At 71.2% G+C, this 17357-nt stretch carries 16 protein-coding genes; 11 read left to right on the forward strand and 5 right to left on the reverse strand.

Annotated features, from left to right (window positions below; genetic code table 11):
- The first annotated feature begins 283 nt into the window (after positions 1-283).
- From ACFY5C_RS28680 to ACFY5C_RS28700, 5 genes are all read left to right on the forward strand, one after another.
- Positions 284-1882 carry a sensor histidine kinase gene (locus tag ACFY5C_RS28680; protein WP_389449153.1) on the forward strand — a complete coding sequence of 533 codons (1599 nt, stop codon included), beginning with the start codon at positions 284-286 and terminating at the stop codon, positions 1880-1882.
- Complete coding sequence (locus tag ACFY5C_RS28685; protein WP_328428875.1) at positions 1879-2286, forward strand: roadblock/LC7 domain-containing protein; 408 nt, start codon at positions 1879-1881, stop codon at positions 2284-2286. Before ACFY5C_RS28680 ends, ACFY5C_RS28685 begins: the two co-directional genes overlap by 4 nt.
- Complete coding sequence (locus ACFY5C_RS28690; protein ID WP_389449156.1) at positions 2283-2687, forward strand: DUF742 domain-containing protein; 405 nt, start codon at positions 2283-2285, stop codon at positions 2685-2687. The genes ACFY5C_RS28685 and ACFY5C_RS28690 overlap by 4 nt, the downstream gene beginning before the upstream one ends.
- Positions 2668-3288, forward strand: coding sequence for an ATP/GTP-binding protein (locus ACFY5C_RS28695; protein WP_328428877.1), 621 nt, complete (start codon positions 2668-2670; stop codon positions 3286-3288). Before ACFY5C_RS28690 ends, ACFY5C_RS28695 begins: the two co-directional genes overlap by 20 nt.
- Before the next feature lie 111 nt (positions 3289-3399).
- Positions 3400-4875: a cytochrome P450 gene (locus tag ACFY5C_RS28700; RefSeq protein WP_389449159.1), complete on the forward strand. Its 1476-nt coding sequence runs from the start codon at positions 3400-3402 to the stop codon at positions 4873-4875.
- Here the strand turns inward: ACFY5C_RS28700 and ACFY5C_RS28705 are convergent.
- Complete coding sequence (locus ACFY5C_RS28705) at positions 4869-5840, reverse strand: RluA family pseudouridine synthase (protein WP_389449162.1); 972 nt, start codon at positions 5838-5840, stop codon at positions 4869-4871. The genes ACFY5C_RS28700 and ACFY5C_RS28705 overlap by 7 nt on opposite strands.
- A gap of 67 nt (positions 5841-5907) precedes the next feature.
- Here ACFY5C_RS28705 and ACFY5C_RS28710 point away from each other — a divergent pair, with 67 nt between their 5' ends.
- Complete coding sequence (locus ACFY5C_RS28710; protein ID WP_389449165.1) at positions 5908-6489, forward strand: GNAT family N-acetyltransferase; 582 nt, start codon at positions 5908-5910, stop codon at positions 6487-6489.
- 36 nt (positions 6490-6525) lie between these two features.
- Here ACFY5C_RS28710 and ACFY5C_RS28715 read toward each other — a convergent pair whose 3' ends face one another.
- The 3 genes from ACFY5C_RS28715 to ACFY5C_RS28725 form a co-directional block, all read right to left on the reverse strand.
- Positions 6526-8085: an amino acid permease gene (locus tag ACFY5C_RS28715; RefSeq protein ID WP_389449168.1), complete on the reverse strand. Its 1560-nt coding sequence runs from the start codon at positions 8083-8085 to the stop codon at positions 6526-6528.
- A gap of 196 nt (positions 8086-8281) precedes the next feature.
- Positions 8282-9127 (reverse strand): siderophore-interacting protein, encoded by an 846-nt coding sequence (locus ACFY5C_RS28720; RefSeq protein WP_389449171.1) that lies wholly within the window; start codon positions 9125-9127, stop codon positions 8282-8284.
- A gap of 170 nt (positions 9128-9297) precedes the next feature.
- Positions 9298-10227, reverse strand: coding sequence for a 5'-3' exonuclease H3TH domain-containing protein (locus tag ACFY5C_RS28725; RefSeq protein WP_389449213.1), 930 nt, complete (start codon positions 10225-10227; stop codon positions 9298-9300).
- Between the two features lie 214 nt (positions 10228-10441).
- Between ACFY5C_RS28725 and ACFY5C_RS28730 the strand changes: the two genes are divergently transcribed.
- From ACFY5C_RS28730 to ACFY5C_RS28745, 4 genes are all read left to right on the forward strand, one after another.
- Positions 10442-11518 (forward strand): glycine betaine/L-proline ABC transporter ATP-binding protein, encoded by a 1077-nt coding sequence (locus tag ACFY5C_RS28730; protein WP_389449174.1) that lies wholly within the window; start codon positions 10442-10444, stop codon positions 11516-11518.
- On the forward strand, positions 11511-13334 hold the full coding sequence (locus tag ACFY5C_RS28735; RefSeq protein ID WP_389449177.1) for an ABC transporter permease/substrate binding protein: 1824 nt from the start codon (positions 11511-11513) through the stop codon (positions 13332-13334). The genes ACFY5C_RS28730 and ACFY5C_RS28735 overlap by 8 nt, the downstream gene beginning before the upstream one ends.
- Positions 13335-13867: 533 nt before the next feature.
- Positions 13868-14437, forward strand: coding sequence for a helix-turn-helix domain-containing protein (locus ACFY5C_RS28740; RefSeq protein WP_389449179.1), 570 nt, complete (start codon positions 13868-13870; stop codon positions 14435-14437).
- A complete protein-coding gene (locus ACFY5C_RS28745) occupies positions 14437-15156 on the forward strand; it encodes a helical backbone metal receptor (RefSeq protein ID WP_389449181.1) in 720 nt (239 codons plus the stop codon). Before ACFY5C_RS28740 ends, ACFY5C_RS28745 begins: the two co-directional genes overlap by 1 nt.
- Here the strand turns inward: ACFY5C_RS28745 and ACFY5C_RS28750 are convergent.
- The gene (locus ACFY5C_RS28750) at positions 15068-16192 is read right to left on the reverse strand and encodes a TDT family transporter (protein ID WP_389449216.1); all 1125 of its coding nucleotides are present in this window, start codon (positions 16190-16192) and stop codon (positions 15068-15070) included. The two genes, ACFY5C_RS28745 and ACFY5C_RS28750, sit on opposite strands and share 89 nt — an antisense overlap.
- A gap of 70 nt (positions 16193-16262) precedes the next feature.
- Here ACFY5C_RS28750 and ACFY5C_RS28755 point away from each other — a divergent pair, with 70 nt between their 5' ends.
- Complete coding sequence (locus tag ACFY5C_RS28755) at positions 16263-17186, forward strand: LysR family transcriptional regulator (RefSeq protein ID WP_389449183.1); 924 nt, start codon at positions 16263-16265, stop codon at positions 17184-17186.
- Positions 17187-17357 lie beyond the last annotated feature (171 nt).

A 17357-nucleotide genomic window follows, 5' to 3' on the forward strand; every position in this document is an offset into this window, starting at 1 on the left:
ACGGTGAGTGTTCTTCGTACACCCGTACTCCGTGACACGCCGTGTGCGAATGTAATCCGAGCGTATAAATGGAGCCGAGCGTACTACCGCCGCGCGCCCCGTTTCAGGTGCTTGCTGAATATGACACGGCGATGATCCGGTCGGACTAAGCTCGCCCGCAGCGCACCGAGTTGAGGTGTAATCGTGCGCTTGTTCCCAAACATGCAGAAGATTCCGACATACCCATGACGTACCCCACTGCAAGCTCCCCCTACACCCACCCGATTCGTTTCAGAGGGCCCACATGGTGAGCGTTCAATCCCCGCCCAGTCGCCGTGAACTCCCGTACACGCGCGCACTGTTGCTCCCGGCGATACTGATGGCCGCGGCGACCGGAGCAGCCGTCGCCGTGGTGGCTGAACCGGCACGGACGGCCGTCGGTGTGAGCGGCGCCGTGGCCATGCTGCTGGTGCTGGCAGCTGTGGCCGAAGCGGTGCGGCGCGGTCGCGCCCTGCGGGAAGTGCGCGCCGAGCACGCCCGTCACGCTGCGTACCTGGAACGGCGTATCGCCTCCCACGACGAGGAGATGAAACGCCTCGCAACGGAGATCACGCCCGCCGCGATCCACCGGCTGCGCTGCGACCATTCACCCCATGAGGTGATTCGCGACCTCGCCCTGATCGACCCCTCCTACGCCCAACTCCCACCGGCGCAGGTGGAGTTGGTGAAGTCGATGCTCAACATCGTCGACCGCGAGGAAGCCCTGCGCGACTCCGCCCAGCGGTCCTTCGTCAACATCGCCCGCCGCGTCCAGTCGATCGTCCACCAGCAGTCCGAGGAACTCCGGGAGATGGAGGAGGACCACGGCCGTAACCCCGAGGTCTTCGACGACCTGCTGCGCATCGACCACGGCACCATGCTGATCGGCCGCCTCGCCGACTCCATCTCCGTGCTCGGCGGCGGCCGCCCCGGCCGGCAGTGGCCCAACCCCGTTCAGCTGTACAGCGTGCTGCGCGGCGCCATGTCCCGGATCCTGGAGTACCGCCGCATCAAGCTGGACTCCATCGTCTCGGTCAACGTCCGCGGCATCTCCGTCGAGCCGGTCATCCACGCCGCGGCCGAACTCCTCGACAACGCCACCCGGTACTCGCCGCCGCAGACCGAGGTGCACGTCACCGCCACCGAGGTGCAGACCGGCATCGCGATCGAGATCGAGGACGCGGGCGTCAGCCTCAGCGAGGAGGCCCGCGCCCGGGTCGAGAACATGCTGGAGCGCGCCAAGGAAGGCAGCGACCTCCAGGAGCTCGGCGAGTCCCCGCGGCTGGGTCTCGCCGTCGTGGGCCGTCTGTGCACCGCGTTCAACATGCAGGTCTCCCTGCGCACTTCCGCGTACGGCGGTGTCCGCGCGGTCCTCATCATCCCGCGCGAGATGCTGACCACCGACCCCGCGCCCGGCTACGCCCACGGCATCGGCGCCGCCGCCGCTCCCGACCTCAGCCCCGGCGCCCTCGAAGGTCCCAAGCGCACCCCCAAGAAGCGGCGGCCCACCAGCCCGAAGATCCCGGCGACGGTCTCCATGGAGGACGACGTCCCCGTGGTCACCGAGTGGACCGCCAACGGGCTGCCGCAGCGCCGCAGCCGGGTCAAGACCCCGCTCAGCAAGCGGATCGCCGAGCAGGCGGCCATCGAGCAGGCCGAACGGGAGGGCAGGCCGACGATCTGGTCGACGGCCAAGCCGGAACCCGAGCCCGAGCCGGCGGTGGACGAGCCCGCACCCGGTGCGTGGGTCGAGGCGTTCTGGAACGGACTCAAGGACAAGCCCGACCCCTACACACTCCAGCCGCGAACCCAACCGGGCCGACCGGCCCGTGCCGAGGCCGACGACGAGGGGGACCTCAAGTGATCCAGCAGCGCGCCAACTTCGACTGGATGCTCAAGGAGCTCCACGACGGCGTACCGGGCATCGAGATGATCGTGGTGCTCTCCGCCGACGGACTGCGCATCGCCCGCTACGGCGGCGACCCGGACACCGCCGACCGCGTCGCCGCGGCCTGTGCCGGTCTGCAGAGCCTGGCGACCGCGGTCGCCACGGAGATCCCCAACAGCGACGGCAAGATGAAGATGGTCCTCATCGAGATCAACGGCGGCTATTTCTATCTGATGGCCGCCGGTGCCAACGCGTATCTCGCCGTGCTCTCCGACACGTTCGCCGAACCGGGACTGATGAGCAACCGCATGTCGGACCTCGTCAGCCGCATCGGGGCCCATCTCACCAGTCCGTCGAGGCGCAATGGGCAGACCGTATGACTCCTCCGAAACGCCAGCGGCGATTTCCCAAGGAGCCGTTGCCCCCGCCGCCACCGCCACCCCGGCCGGGAGTGAAGAAGAACCCGGAACGGCTCTTCGTGGTGGCGGGGAAGGACGGCGCCGAGCGCGCCGAGCTCGACCTGGTCACCTTAATCGTGGCGAGCGCCGTCCCACCGCCCTCCTCCGCGCCCGAGCAGACGGCGCTGCTCCGGCTCTGCACGACCCCTCTGTCCGTGGCCGAGCTCTCGGCCTACCTGAATCTGCCGTTCAGCGCGATGACGGTCCTGCTCACCGACATGCTGACGGCCGACCTGGTGACGGCGCGCGCCCCCCTCGTGCGCCAGTCCGTCGCCGACCGTTCCCTTCTCGAAGCGGTGATGCATGGACTTCAAAGGCTCTGACACCATCCCCGGTCCCCGGACCGAGGACCAGCTGCCGCACACGGCCGAGGCCGCGGTCAAGATCGTGATCGTGGGCGGCTTCGGGGTCGGCAAGACGACGATGGTCGGCTCTGTCAGCGAGATCAGGCCGCTGACGACCGAGGAGACCATGACGCAGGCCGGCATCGGTGTCGACGACAACTTCGGCTCGGACACCAAGACGGCCACGACGGTGGCGATGGACTTCGGCCGCATCAGCATCACCGACCAGCTCGTGCTGTACCTCTTCGGCACCCCCGGCCAGGAGCGCTTCTGGTTCCTGTGGAACGGGCTGTTCGAGGGCGCGCTGGGCGCGGTCGTGCTGATCGACACCCGTCGGCTGGAAGTCAGTTTCGACGTGATAGGGCGTCTCGAGGAGCGCGGGGTGCCGTTCGTTGTCGCCGTCAACTCCTTCCCCGACGGGCCCCGTTACCCCGTCGACGATCTGCGCGCGGCCCTCGACCTGGACCCGGAGATCCCCATCGTCGAGTGCGACGTACGCCGCCGGGCCTCCAGCCGCGACGTCCTGATGACCCTGATGCGCTTCCTGCACTCGCTCGCCATGTCGGGCGCGCTCAAATAGGCCCGTCCGCCGGAGCGGTCCCACCCCCGTGCATCCGGCGGCCCCCGCGACCCCCTGCGTCCGCATCCGCCCTGACTCCCCTGACACCGGATCCACTTCGGAGCGACCCCTGTGATGCCTGAATCCCATTCCACGACCGGTACGCACGACTCCCTGTCCACCCCGCCGCCCGGCTGCCCCGCCCACGGACTCGGACTGGGCCCCGGCGGACTGCACCGGCTCCACGAGGCGGAGGACCTGAGCGAGCTGTACGAGCAACTGCGCGAGCAGCACGGCGAGGTGGCACCCGTGCTCCTCCACGACGACGTACCGATGTGGGTGGTCCTCGGCCACACCGAGAACCTGCACATGGTGCGCACACCCTCGCAGTTCTGCCGGGACAGCCGCATCTGGAGCCCGCTTCTGGAGGGCCAGGTCAAGCCCGACCACCCGCTGATGCCGCATATCGCCTGGCAGCCGATCTGCTCCCACGCGGAAGGTGACGAACACCTGCGGCTGCGCAGCGCGGTCACCGGTGCCATGTCCACCATCGACCACCGCGGTATGCGCCGGCACATCAACCGCTCCACACAGCGCCTCGTCAACCGGTTCTGCGAGGAGGGCCGCGCCGACCTGGTCAGCCAGTTCGCCGAGCACCTCCCGATGGCCGTGATGTGCGAGATCCTCGGCATGCCCGACGAGTACAACGACCGCATCGTCGAGGCCGCCCGCGACATGCTCAAGGGCACCGAGACCGCGATCGCCAGCAACGCGTACATCATGGACGCGCTGATGCGGCTCACGGCCAAGCGCCGGGCCCAGCCGGAGGAGGACTTCGCGACCCACCTCATCAACCACCCGGCACGGCTCACCGACGACGAGATCGGCCAGCACCTGCGGGTCGTGCTCATCGCCGCCTACGAGGCCACCACCAACCTCCTCGCGAACGTGCTGCGCGTGGTCCTCACCGACCCGCGCTTCCGCGCCCAGCTCAGCGGCGGCCAGATGACGGTTCCCCAGGCGGTCGAACAGTCCCTGTGGGACGAACCGCCGTTCAGCACCGTCTTCGCCTACTTCGCCAAGCAGGACACCGAGCTCGGCGGTCAGCACATCCGTCAGGGCGACGGGCTCCTCTTCGCCCCCGCCCCGGGCAACGTCGACCCGCGGGTACGCCCCGACCTGTCCGCCAACATGATGGGCAACCGGTCCCACCTCGCCTTCGGCGGCGGCCCGCACGAGTGTCCCGGCGCGGACATCGGCCGTGCCATCGCCGAGGTCGGCGTCGACGCACTCCTGATGCGTCTGCCCGACCTCGAACTCGACTGCGACGAGGACGAGCTGGAGTGGCGGCAGTCGATCGCATCGGCCCACCTGGTGGCGATGCCGGCCCGCTTCGCGCCGAAGCCGCCGCAGGACATCAAGCAGCGGCCCGGTCGCGCCCCGGTCCCGCCCCAGCGCCCGACCTGGCACGTGGGCACCCCGCAGGCGCAGCCGGCCGCCGCTCCGGCCGCCCAGCCGGTCGCACCGCAACAGCCCGTCCCGAGCCCGGAAACGGTACGGCCGAAGGGCGCCTGGCGGCGCTTCCTGACGTGGTGGCGGGGTTACTGAGCCGACTCGGTACGCGGCTCGCCTGCCCAACCGCTGTACGAGGCCCAGGCTTCGAGGGCCCTCGTGCTGCGGAACCGGTGTTCCGTCCCCGTCACCGGGTCGGTGAACTCCAGGGCCCGCGCCAGCAGTTGGAGCGGGCGCCGGAAGTCGTCGGCCGGGACGGGGGCGGTCACCTCCGGGTAGAGCGGGTCGCCGAGGATCGGGACGCCCAGGGCGTTCATATGGACCCGCAGCTGATGCGTCTGGCCGGTGGCGGGCGCCAGCCGGTAGCGGGCCAATCCGTCGGCCCGGTGCCCGACGAGCTCGACCCCGGTGACGGCGTTCGGCTCGCCCTCGACCTCCCGGGCGGCGAGCACCCCACGCTCCTTCAGGATGCGGCTGCGCACGGTCCGGGGCAGGGCGAGCGCGGGATCGTACGGCGCCACCGCCTCGTACTCCTTGCGCACCAGCTTGTCCCGGAACAGCGTCTGATACGCGCCGCGTTCCTCGGGCCGCACCGTGAACAGGACCAGTCCCGCGGTGAGCCGGTCGAGCCGGTGCGCGGCGCCCAGCGCCGGGATGCCCAGCTCCCGGCGCAGCCGCGCCAGCGCGGTCTGGGTGACATGGCCGCCGCGCGGAGTGGTGGCGAGGAAGTGCGGCTTGTCGGCGACGACGATGTGCTCGTCGCGGTACACGACGTCCACCGCGAACGGCACCGGCACCTCCGCGGGCAGCTCCCGGTGGAACCACACGAACATCCCCGGCACATACGCCGCGTCCGGCGGGACCGCCTTCCCGTCCGCCCCGACGACCCGCCCCGCCTCGAACATCCCCGCGACGACGCCGGGCCCGGCTCCCGCCAGCCGCTCCACCAGGTGGTCCCGCACGGTCGCCCACGCCCCGTCGAAGGGCAGGCGCACCCGCACCGCGTCGATCCCGTCGCGCTGCGGCAGGGGAGAGGGTGGGGGCGGGGTGCGGCGTCTCATCACGATCAAGCGTACGGTGCCGGAAAACCCGTTGGACCTGTCCGCCCGGGTTGGCAGGATCCCGCCCATGCCCTTCCTGACCAGTCCCGTCCTGCCCGCCGGAACCCTCGCCCGCATCCCGCAGCCCACGCTCCGCACCGGTGACGGCCTGCTCCTGCGCCCATGGCGGGCCGAGGACGCGCCGGCCGTGCACGCCGCCTTCCAGGACCCGGTGATGCACCAGTGGCATGCGCGGGCCGCCGACTCCGTGGCCGAGGTCAGCGGCTGGATCGAGGAGTGGGTGACCGCCTGGACCGAGGAGCGGGCACCGCAATGGGCCGTCGTCGACCCGGAGAGCGACCAACTGCTCGGGCGCGTGGCCCTGCGTGAGGTCCACCTCGACGACGGGACGGCCGAGGTCGCGTACTGGACCACCGCCGAGGCCCGCGGCCGGGGCGTCGCGGCCCGCGCCACGACCACCCTGGCCCGCTGGGCGCTCGACGACATCGGCTTCCATCGCCTCGAACTGCTGCACGCGATCCGCAACGAGGCGTCCTGCCGTGTCGCCGCCAAGGCCGGCTTCCTGCTGGAGGGCACCAAGCGCAGCTCCGCCCTGCACAGGGACGGCTGGCACGACATGCATCTGCACGCCCGCGTGCAGGGCGACTGACCCGGACGGTGCGCCGCGCGGGGCCGCCGCGCCCGGCTATCCGGCCACTTCCCCAACCGCCGCCTCCGGTACGGGCGTCGAAGCCCCGCTGCGCCGGCGGTACGCCCGGAATCCCACTCCGGCGACCACCGTCACGCCCAGGAACAGCACGGTGAAGTACTGGAAGTACCAGTGCCCGCCCGCCGGGTCGTACACCGCCGCCCGCGGCCAGGCGAGGTTGACGCTCATGAACAGGCCGTACAGGAGGGCGAGGGCATTGACCGGGACACCCCAGCGGCCCAGGGAGAACAGGGGGTTGCCCGTCTCGTCGGTGCCGCCGGTGGTGAACCGGCCGCGCAGGCGGGCCAGCAGCAGGGGGCCGGTGACCATGGCGTACGCCAGGTACAGCAGCACGATGCACGTCGTACCGATGGCCAGGAACGCCTCCGGCGAGGCGAAGTTGAGCAGCAGCAGGGCCGCCGCGAGGGCGCCGACCACCACGGCGGGTGCGCGGGGCATGCCGGTGCGCGGATCGACCCGGGCGAGGCGGCGGGAGAAGGGGAGTTGGCCGTCGCGGGCCATCGAGAACAGCATCCGGCAGGCCGCCGTCTGGATGGCGAGGGTCGCCACGGTGATGGCCACGACCACGTCGGCCAGCAGGGCCCTGCCCACGCCGTCGCCCAGGCTGCTCGTCAGGACGTAGCTCAGGCCGTCGACCGCCAGCCGGCCGTCGGTGAGGCTGGGTGCGGCGAGCAGGCCGCCCAGGACGAGCAGGCCACCGAGCAGGCCGGCGGCACCGAGCGCGGTGAGGATCGTGCGGGGCGCCGTGCGGCGTGGGTGGTGTGTCTCCTCGCTCATCTCGCCCGCGCTGTCGAAGCCGATCAGCACGTACGCCGCCGTGAACGAGCCGACCAGCAGCGCGCCCAGCAAGCCCGACTCGGCGGCGCCCGCGGTGTGGAAGGTGATCCCGGGTGTGCGCTCGGAGTGGGTCAGCAGCAGCGCGATGATCAGTACGGCGCCGATGATCTCGGCGGTCACACCGACCCGGTTGATCACCGACATGACGCGGTTGTCGAGGAGGTTCACCAGCGTGGTGAGCGTCAGCAGGACGACGCCGAGCAGCGCCGCGTTGGCCGCGCCGTCCGCCGACGTCGGCGCGGGGTCGGTGCCGATCAGCTGGAAGCCGGACCAGAGTGCGGGCAGCACCATCTGCAGGGCCAGCGCCGCCGCCGCGACCACCACGATCTGCCCGATCACCATGACCCAGCCGGCGAACCAGCCGAAGGTGACGTTCGACAGGCGTGACGACCACTGGTAGATCGCGCCCGAGATCGGGTAGCGCGCGGCCAGCTCCGCGAAGCAGGCCGCCACCAGCAGCTGCCCGGCGAGCACCACCGGCCAGGCCCAGAAGAAGACGGGGCCGCCGAACGCGTACCCGAACGCGAAGAACTGGAAGACGGTCGTCAGTACGGAGATGAAGGAGAATCCCGCCGCGAAGGACGCGTACCGGCCGAGGCTGCGGTGCAGTTCCTGCCGGTAGCCGAACGCGGCGAGGGAGCCCGCGTCGGGGTCGTGGGGCGGGTCGGGACGGACGTCGGCGGGGGCGGTGCTCGTCATGGCGGCAACCTGCTTTCGCACAGCGGCGCGAGAGTTCCTGTCGGGCGACAGAAATTAGGGACGGGCTGTTTCGTCCGCATGACGTGGGCATGTCCGGGGCGGGCCCAAGTCCTCACGCCGCCGAGCGCCTCGCGATCGTCCGGGCACGGCGAAGGGCGGCACCTTTGAAGGTGCCGCCCCTTGGAGGTGTGCAGGCCTACGCGGCCGGTGCCGACCCCTCCTGCTCCGCCTCGATCCGCGCGTTCCAGTCCCGTTTGGAGGCCTGCCAGCCGTCCTCGTCGTGCCCGAGGCGCCAGTAGCCGGAGATCGACAGGTCCTCGCGGGGCATCCCGCGCTCGACCCGCAAGAGCTGACGCAGTTCCTTCACGAAGTGCGCCTCGCCGTGCACGAACGCCTGCACCCTGCCCTCGGGGAACTCCAGCGTGCGCACGGCCTCGACCAGCGCCTCGCCGACGGGGCGCGAGCCGCGGTGCAGCCAGACGACGTCCACGTCGGAGTCGATCTTCTGCTCCTCCTCGGGCCCGGCGATCTCCACGAAGGCGTACGCCTTCGCGCCGTCGGGCAACGATTCGAGGGAGCGGGCGATCGCGGGCAGCGCGCTCTCGTCCCCCACGAGCAGATGCCAGTCGGCATCCGGATCCGGGGCGTAGGCGCCGCCGGGGCCCATGAAGCGCACGGTCTCGCCCGGCTGGGCGCGCATCGCCCACGGCCCGGCCAGGCCCTCGTCGCCGTGCAGGACGAAGTCCAGCGTCAGCTCACGGTGCTCGGGGTCCCAAGCGCGCACGGTGTAGGTCCGCGTCACCGGCCACTGCTCGCGCGGCAGCTCCTCGCGGATGCGCTCCAGGTCGAAGGGCTCGGGGTAGCTCACGCCGGCGGGGGAGAACAGCATCTTCACGTAATGGTCGGTGCACGTGTCCGCCGCGAAATCGGCGAGCCCGTCGCCACCCAGCACCACACGCTGCATGTGCGGGGTCAGCCGTTCGGTGCGGATGACCTGCGCGCTGTGGGGCTTCCGCGGCTTGCGGGCAGGGCGTAGTGCCATCACTGGCCTCCCTCGTTCCAAGCTTAGGTTTACCTAAGTTAGCATCTCCCCCTGGCGAATGCCGCTATGAACGTTCATGAAGTGGTGCACGTCGCGCACGCAGGGACCGACTTCCCCGCGCCACGAGCCCCATGCGCACGCTCGGGACGCGCTGCGCGCCCCCGGTGTCCTCACACCCCCAGGGTCAGCAGCAGCCGCTGCAGCGACCCGCCCAGGCCCCACCGCACCGCCAGCTCGTCCAGCCCCGCCGGATCCCGGGGCGCACGCGGCAGCGTCGTGTCGACGTCGGGCAGCGGGACGTCGGCCGCGACCCGCACTACCGTCGGGGCGACGGCGACGTACGGCCGCGACTCGTCCAGCCGCTTGCGCTGCGAGGGCGTGAGCTTCGCCTTCGGGTCGTCGACCGCCGCCATGATCCCGGCCAGGTCGCCGAACTCGGTGAGGAGCTTCGCGGCCGTCTTCTCGCCGATCCCGGGCACGCCCGGCAGGCCGTCGCTCGGGTCGCCGCGCAGCAGCGCCAGATCGGCGTACCCGCGGCCGTCCACGCCGTACTTCTCGCGCAGCCACGCCTCGTCGGTGAGCTGGAGGGTGCCCACGCCCTTGAGCGGGTACAGCACCCGGACCCCGCGCGCGTCGTCCACCAGCTGGTACAGGTCGCGGTCGCCGGTGACGATGTCGACCGGGCCCTTCGCCCGCGCGGTGAACGTGCCGATCACGTCGTCGGCCTCGTACCCCTCGACCCCCACGCGCGCGATGCCGAGGGCGTCCAGGACCTCCTCGATGACCGGCACCTGCGGCGACAGGGTGTCGGGCACCTCCTCCTCGTCCGGCCCCGCCTCGTGCTCCTCGGCGACGCGGTGCGCCTTGTAGGAGGGGATCAGATCAACCCGCCACTGGGGGCGCCAGTCGGCGTCCATGCAGGCCACCAGCGCGTCCGGGCGGTGGTCCTTGACCAGGCGGTCGATGAAGTCGAGAAGCCCGCGCACGGCGTTCACCGGTGTGCCGTCCGGGGCCTTCACGGAGTCCGGGACGCCGAAGTAGGCGCGGAAGTAGAGCGAGGCGGTGTCGAGGAGCATCAGTCGTCCGGTCACGCCACGCATCATGCCGTACCGCACTGACAGTGCCCCCGACCGACAGCCCCCGACCGACGGCTCCCGACCGACAGTGCCCCGACCGACAGTGGCTGTGGCCTGGACCACTTGTGCGTTTGTGTCCGGGGAAGCAGGGCAGGCGCGCTCCCGGAGTGACGTCGCTTGCGCATTCAACTGTTGCGGCCGTCACTCACTTCCTTTGCCGTCGAGACAAGAGGTACACGTGTCATCCAGGCTAGAGGCCGAACAGCTCTACAAGGTGTTCGGCAGACGACCGGACGAGGCCGTAGCGCGGCTCCGCCAGGGAGCCGACCGGGAGGAACTGCGCGCGGACGGCACCACCGCCGCCGTCATCGACGCCTCCTTCACCGTGGAGCCGGGCCAGATCTTCGTCGTCATGGGCCTGTCCGGGTCCGGCAAGTCCACGCTGCTGCGCATGCTCAACGGGCTGCTGGAGCCGACCGCGGGGCACGTCCGCTTCGACGGCCAGGACCTGACCGCGATCAGCGACCGTGAGCTGCGCGAGGTCCGTGCGAAGAAGATCAGCATGGTCTTCCAGCACTTCGCGCTCTTCCCGCACCGCAGCGTGCTGGAGAACGCCGCCTACGGCCTGGCCGTGCAGGGCGTGCCCCGCGCCGAGCGCGAAAAGCGCGCCGGCGAGGCGCTGGCCCTGTGCGGTCTGGCCGGGTGGGAGAAGTCCTGGCCCGACGAGCTGTCCGGCGGCATGCAGCAGCGCGTGGGCCTCGCCCGCGCGCTCGCCACCGACGCCGACATGCTCCTCATGGACGAGTCCTTCAGCGCGCTCGACCCGCTGATCCGCCGCGACATGCAGGACCAGCTGCTGGAGCTGCAGCGCTCCCTGAAGAAGACGATCGTCTTCATCACCCACGACCTCAACGAGGCCATGCGCCTGGGCGACCGCATCGCCGTCATGCGCGACGGCCGCATCGTGCAGACCGGCACGGCCGAGGACATCCTGCTGCGCCCGGAGAACGACTACGTCGCCTCCTTCATCCAGGACGTCGACCGCTCCCGCGTGCTCACCGCGAGCGCCCTCATGGACACCACGGTCACCGCCGACGCCCCCCTGTGCGCCTGCGAGACGGCGACCGGCGAGACGACTTTCGGCGAGCTGTGCGCCATCAGCGCCCGGCTGTCGCACCGCGTCTCGGTCGTGGACGCGGACAACAAGGTCATAGGCGTCGTGCCGCGGCAGCGGCTGGTCGGCTTCCTCGGCGACGAGAGTGCCGATCCCGCGCCCTGCGACACCCCGGACGGGAAGGTGGCCGCCCGTGCCTAGGCTGAATCTCGGCGACTGGGTCGACTCCGGCGTGGACTGGCTCGTCACCCACATGTCCTGGCTCTTCGACGCGATCAAGGCGGTCGTCGAGGGCATGTACGACGCCGTCAACGCCGTCCTCACCGCCCCCGAACCGCTGCTCCTCGCGGGCATCCTCGCCGTGCTGGCCTGGTGGCTGCGCGGCCTGGTTCCCGGAGTCCTGGCCTTCGCCGGCTTCGCACTGGTCGACTCGCTCGAACTGTGGGACCGGGCCATGTCGACGCTGGCCCTGGTGCTGGTCGCGACCGTGATCGCCCTGGTGATCTCGATCCCGCTGGGCATCTGGGCGGCCCGCTCCAAGGCGGTCAGCGCGGCCGTACGGCCCGTCCTGGACCTGCTGCAGACCATGCCGTCGATGGTGCTGCTGATCCCGGCCATCCTCTTCTTCGGCCTGGGCACCGCCGCCGGCGTCATCGCCACCCTGATCTTCGCGCTCGCGCCCGGCGTCCGCATGACCGAACTCGGCATCCGCCAGGTCGACGCGGAACTGGTCGAGGCCGCCGAGGCGTTCGGTACGGCACCGCGCGACACCCTGCTGCGGGTCCAGCTGCCGCTGGCCCTGCCCACCATCATGGCGGGCATCAACCAGGTGATCATGCTGAGCCTGTCGATGGTCGTCATCGCCGGCATGGTCGGCACCGGCGGCCTCGGCGGCGCGGTCAACGAGGCCATCGGCCAGCTCGACATCGGCTTCGGCTTCGAGGCGGGCGTCGGCATCGTCGTCCTCGCCATCTACCTGGACCGCATCACCGGCGCGCTCGGCGCGCAGATCTCACCGCTCGGCCGCCGTGCCGCCGCCAAGGCCCGCGCCGCGGGTGGCGTCAAGGTCTGGAACCACCGTCCCCGTCCGGTCGTCGCGGTTGCGGGCGCGGCCGTCCTGGCCCTGGTCGCCGGCGGCCTGGGCGTCTTCGGCCCCTCCGCGGGCACCGCCGAGGCCTCGGCCACGAACGTCGGCAAGGGCAAGGAGATCAAGCTCGGCTACATCCCCTGGGACGAGGGCATCGCCTCCACCTTCCTGTGGAAGGAGCTGCTGGAGCGCCGCGGCTTCGAGGTCACCACCAGCCAGTACTCCGCGGGCCCCCTCTACACGGGCCTCGCCACCGGCCAGATCGACTTCGAGACGGACTCCTGGCTGCCCACCACGCACGCCGAGTACTGGAAGAAGTACGGCAAGCAGCTCGAGGACCTCGGCTCCTGGTACGGCCCCACCTCCCTGGAGCTCAGCGTCCCGTCGTACGTCAAGGGCGTCGACTCCCTGGACGACCTCAAGAACAACGCCTCCAAGTTCAAGGGCAAGATCATCGGCATCGAGCCGAGCGCCGGAATGATGGGCATGCTCAAGGACAAGGTCCTCAAGGAGTACGGCCTGGAGGGCTCGTACGAGGTCGTCGACGGCTCGACGCCCGCGATGCTGGCCGAGCTCAAGCGCGCGTACGCCAAGAAGGAGCCGATCGCCGTCACGCTCTGGTCGCCGCACTGGGCGTACAGCGACTACGACCTGACGAAGCTCAAGGACCCCAAGGGCGCCTGGGGCAAGGGCGACGGCGTGCACACGCTCGCCCGCAAGGGCTTCGCCGATGACAACCCCGAGGTCGGCAGGTGGCTGAAGAACTTCTCCATGACGGAGAAGCAGCTCACCAGCCTGGAGTCGCAGATCACCAAGGCCGGCAAGGGCAAGGAGCAGGACGCGGTCCGCTCCTGGCTGAAGCAGAACCCTGGCCTGGTGGACAAGTGGGCTCCGGTCGCCGGTTCGGAGAAGAGCCAGGCGGCCGGGTGACCTGACGGCCCCGGACCGCCGCCCGAGGGGTGGGTCTCGCCGTACGTCTTCCCCTGCGTACGACGGACCCACCCCTCGCGGTATGCGGGCCCGCACCGGCACGTGGCATGCCTACGAAAAGGATCCGGCCAACCACGCAGCGCTACCCCACCACCTGAACCCGGCTCCGCCAACTCCGCGCTGCCGGCACCGACTTCACGGCCGGGCCGATACCCCCGGATCACGCCGCTGACCAGGCATTCCACCTGTAGCAGGTGAGGGAACACAGGGGAGCGCGGGAGCATTGAACAGAACAGCAGCTCTCGCGTGCTGAGCGGGAGTCAGGGGTGGGACCGGAGTACCCGGCGCACCGGGAGAGCCGATCCACTGGCGCGAACCGGTGGGTCGTACTCCCCCCGCCGTGTCGTCGATGTGACAGGCGCATGAAACGGTTTGCCGAACATGCGTAGGGTGCAGAGAACTCAACAGAAGGTGTGCGCCGGGCGGCGAACGCGTGGACCGTGGACCTACGAGCGAAGGAGGGAGCCGGAGCGATGGGCGACCACAAAGAACAGCCCCTTCGAGTGGGCGCGGCCGTGCGTCGGCGCCGTCGCGCGCTCGAGCTCACCCTCGCCGTCGTGGCCGAGCGCAGCGGCCTGTCGGTGCCCTTCCTGAGCCAGGTCGAGAACGACCGGGCGCGCCCCAGCAGAAGCTCCCTCGAGAAGGTCGCCGACGCGCTGCGCACGACCGCCGTCGAACTCCTCGCCGCAGCCGACCCGGCATGCAGTGTCGACGTGGTACGGGCCGACGGCGGCGAGTGGGGGCCCGCCCCCAGGGCGCGTTCCCTGGTGCGGGGTCACCACCAGATGCACGCCTCGGAGTTCACCGGCGACCATGACGCGGGCCGTGAATTCCAGTACCGCAACGACCAGTTGATGTTCGTCGCCGACGGGGCCGTCGAGATTGAGGCCGAGGGCCGCGCGTACCGCCTCGGCCGCGGCGACACCCTGTACCTCACCGGCGGAGTACGCCACCGCTGGCGGGCGACCGTGGCGGAGACGCGCGTGGTCGTCGTCGCGGTGGCCGAGCACATCGAGGCGGTCCGGGACCGGCCGGGACACTGATGCGCGTCGTCTCCCTGGTGCCGTCGCTCACGGAGGCCGTCGCCGCCTCGGCCCCGGGCGTCCTGGTCGGCGCCACGGACTGGTGCAGCCACCCCGCCGGCCTGGACGTCATCCGCGTGGGCGGCACCAAGAACCCCGAGGTCGACCGCATCGTCGCCCTCGCCCCCGACCTCGTGATCGCCAACGAGGAGGAGAACCGCGAGCCCGACCTCGCGGCCCTGCGCGCGGCCGGCACCGAGGTCTTGGTGACCGAGGTCCGGGACGTGCCGCAGGCCTTCGCAGAGCTGGCGCGGGTCCTGGCGGCGTGCGGAGTGGGAGCCCGCCCGCGGTGGCTGGACGAGGCGGAGAAGACCTGGTCGTCACTCCCGCCACCGGAGCGCCGTACGACGGCCGTCGTGCCGATCTGGCGGCGCCCCTGGATGGTGCTGGGCCGCGACACCTTCGCGGGCGACGTTTTGGCCCGCCTGGGCGTGGACCACCTGTACGCGACGCATGCGGACCGCTACCCGCGTATCCCCCTGGACGACCTGCGCGCAGCGGCCCCCGATGTCGTCGTCCTCCCCGACGAGCCGTACCGCTTCACGGCCGACGACGGCCCCGAGGCGTTTGTCGGCCTTCCCTGCGCACTGGTCAGCGGACGGCACCTGACGTGGTACGGCCCGTCACTGGCCGACGCACCACGGGTGCTGTCCGAGGCCCTGCGAGCAGCACACCGCTGAGCAGACCGCGCGCGGTGGAGACGGCGGCCACGGCCCAGGCGCCGGCGAGTACGACGTACAGCCCGACGGCGAGTCCCTCGTAGACGACGAGCCCGGTGTGCCGGCCCAGTGCCTCGGCGCCGGTCACGCACGTGCCGACCGGGAAGGTGAACGCCCACCAGGTCATCGCGAAGCCCATGCCGTGCCGCCGGGCGCGTACGACATGGGCGGTGGCGAGCCCGAACCACAGCAGTGCGAAGCCCATGACGGGGACGCCGTACAGGACGGCGAGAATGCCGAAACCCTCGCTGTACGGCTCCGGGACCACGCCCGGGGCGACGTCCGCGAAGATGCCGACGGCGGTGGTGGACTGCCCGAGGGGCCCCAGCACCAGGAAGAGCGTCGGAGTGAGGACGAGGGGCAGGGGACCGCCCGTGATCAGCCGTGCGAAGACGATCGGCAGCATCAGCAGGGTGGCGAGCAGACTGAGCCCGAACATCGCGAAGCAGGCGAGCAGCAGCGTCTCCCGCGCCTGCCCGGCCGGCAGATGCGGCACCAGCAGCGGCCCGAGCGCGGCGGACACCATGGGCGCGACGAGCGGCAGCAGCCACACGGGCGTGGCCTGCGAGGGGTCGATGCGATGGCGTACGGCCATCAGATACGGCACGGCGACAGCGGCCGCCAGCCCGACGACCGTACCGGCGCCGAACAGCACGACGTCGAGCGCGACGGCCGCCCCGGTCCCGATCCAGTCCCGCCCGACGGTGATCGCGCCGCCGCCGACCGCCAGCAGGGCCATGGCCAGGCAGCCGTAGAAGGGCGCCGTGGCCGGGTCGAGGAGGTGGGCGCGGGCCTGGTCACGGTGGTGGGTCCAGTGCAGGGCGCGGGCCGCGAGCAGGACGACGAGGAGGATCAGGGAGAGGGCCCAGACGGCTGTGCAGACGGTACGCAGACCGGGGACCTGGACCGGCAGTCCGGCTCCCGCGGTGGCGAGGGCGGCGGTGCCCATGACGGCGGCGTACCAATTGGGCCCGAGATGACGGACGGCGGTGACCATGCGTTCAGCGTCGCGGGCCGCGTGGTCCACGACCAGGGAGTCTGCCTCTATGAGCACATAAACTGGGCTTATGACAGAGGCGGCGGAGGAACAGTTTCGCGCGGGAAACCTGGCGCATCGCGTTCCGGACCTGGGCGCGCTGGAGCTGTTGCTGGCGGTGGCGCGGCTCGGGAGCCTCGGTGGGGCGGCGCGTGAGCTGGGGATCACCCAGCCGGCGGCGAGCAGCCGGATCCGGTCGATGGAGCGCCAGCTCGGGGTGGCGCTGGTGGACCGGTCGCCGAGAGGGTCCCGGCTCACGGACGCCGGGGCGCTGGTGACGGACTGGGCGCGGCGCATCGTGGAGGCCGCGGAGGCGTTCGACGTGGGGGCGCAGGCCTTGCGGGACCGGCGGGACTCGCGGCTGCGGGTGGCCGCCAGCATGACGATCGCGGAGTACCTGCTGCCGGGGTGGCTCCTCGCCCTGCGCGCGCAGCGCCCGGACACGGCGGTGTCCCTGCTCGCCGGGAACTCGGCGGTCGTCGCCGAACGGCTGCTGGCCGACGAGGCGGACCTCGGGTTCGTGGAGGGGCTCACCGCCCCCTCCGGGCTGGACTCCGTCGTCATCGCGCACGACAACCTGATCGTGGTGACAGCGCCAGGTCATGCCTGGGCTCGGCGGCGACGCCCGCTGGAGGCGGCCGAGCTCGCGGTGACTCCGCTGATCCTGCGTGAGAAGGGTTCCGGCACGCGGCAGGTGCTCGACGTGGCACTGGGCGGGTTGGCGCGGCCGCTGATCGAGCTGTCCTCGACGACCGCGGTGAAGGCTTCGGCGGTGAGCGGGGCGGGGCCCGCGGTGTTGAGTGAGCTCGCGGTGGGTGAGGAGCTCTCGATGCGGCGGCTGGTGAGTGTGCCGGTGGCTGGTGTGTCCCTGGCGCGGGACCTGCGGGCGGTGTGGCCGACGGGGCACCGGCCGGTGGGGCCGGCGAGGGATTTGCTGTCGCTGACGCGGGGGTAGGTTCTTCGCCCCCGCCGCCCCTACCCTTCCCGTCCTTGAAGGGGCTCCGCCCCTTCGACCCCGCCAGGGGGCTCTGCCCCCTGGACCCCCGCTCCTCAAACGCCGGAGGGGCTGGTTCTTCAGCCCGTCCGGCGTTTGAGGACGAGGCCGTTCAGGGCCGAAGGGGGGTCT

This window comes from Streptomyces sp. NPDC012935, assembly GCF_042900345.1.
Classification (GTDB): Bacteria; Actinomycetota; Actinomycetes; order Streptomycetales; family Streptomycetaceae; genus Streptomyces.

Coding starts and splice junctions, on each gene's coding strand:
- ACFY5C_RS28680 (WP_389449153.1), top strand. CDS start 284: ATGGTGAGCGTTCAATCCCCGCCCAGTCGCCGTGAACTCCCGTACACG.
- ACFY5C_RS28690 (WP_389449156.1), top strand. CDS start 2,283: ATGACTCCTCCGAAACGCCAGCGGCGATTTCCCAAGGAGCCGTTGCCC.
- ACFY5C_RS28695 (WP_328428877.1), top strand. CDS start 2,668: ATGGACTTCAAAGGCTCTGACACCATCCCCGGTCCCCGGACCGAGGAC.
- ACFY5C_RS28705 (WP_389449162.1), bottom strand. CDS start 5,840: ATGAGACGCCGCACCCCGCCCCCACCCTCTCCCCTGCCGCAGCGCGAC.
- ACFY5C_RS28710 (WP_389449165.1), top strand. CDS start 5,908: ATGCCCTTCCTGACCAGTCCCGTCCTGCCCGCCGGAACCCTCGCCCGC.
- ACFY5C_RS28715 (WP_389449168.1), bottom strand. CDS start 8,085: ATGACGAGCACCGCCCCCGCCGACGTCCGTCCCGACCCGCCCCACGAC.
- ACFY5C_RS28720 (WP_389449171.1), bottom strand. CDS start 9,127: ATGGCACTACGCCCTGCCCGCAAGCCGCGGAAGCCCCACAGCGCGCAG.
- ACFY5C_RS28725 (WP_389449213.1), bottom strand. CDS start 10,227: ATGCGTGGCGTGACCGGACGACTGATGCTCCTCGACACCGCCTCGCTC.
- ACFY5C_RS28740 (WP_389449179.1), top strand. CDS start 13,868: ATGGGCGACCACAAAGAACAGCCCCTTCGAGTGGGCGCGGCCGTGCGT.
- ACFY5C_RS28745 (WP_389449181.1), top strand. CDS start 14,437: ATGCGCGTCGTCTCCCTGGTGCCGTCGCTCACGGAGGCCGTCGCCGCC.
- ACFY5C_RS28750 (WP_389449216.1), bottom strand. CDS start 16,192: ATGGTCACCGCCGTCCGTCATCTCGGGCCCAATTGGTACGCCGCCGTC.
- ACFY5C_RS28755 (WP_389449183.1), top strand. CDS start 16,263: ATGACAGAGGCGGCGGAGGAACAGTTTCGCGCGGGAAACCTGGCGCAT.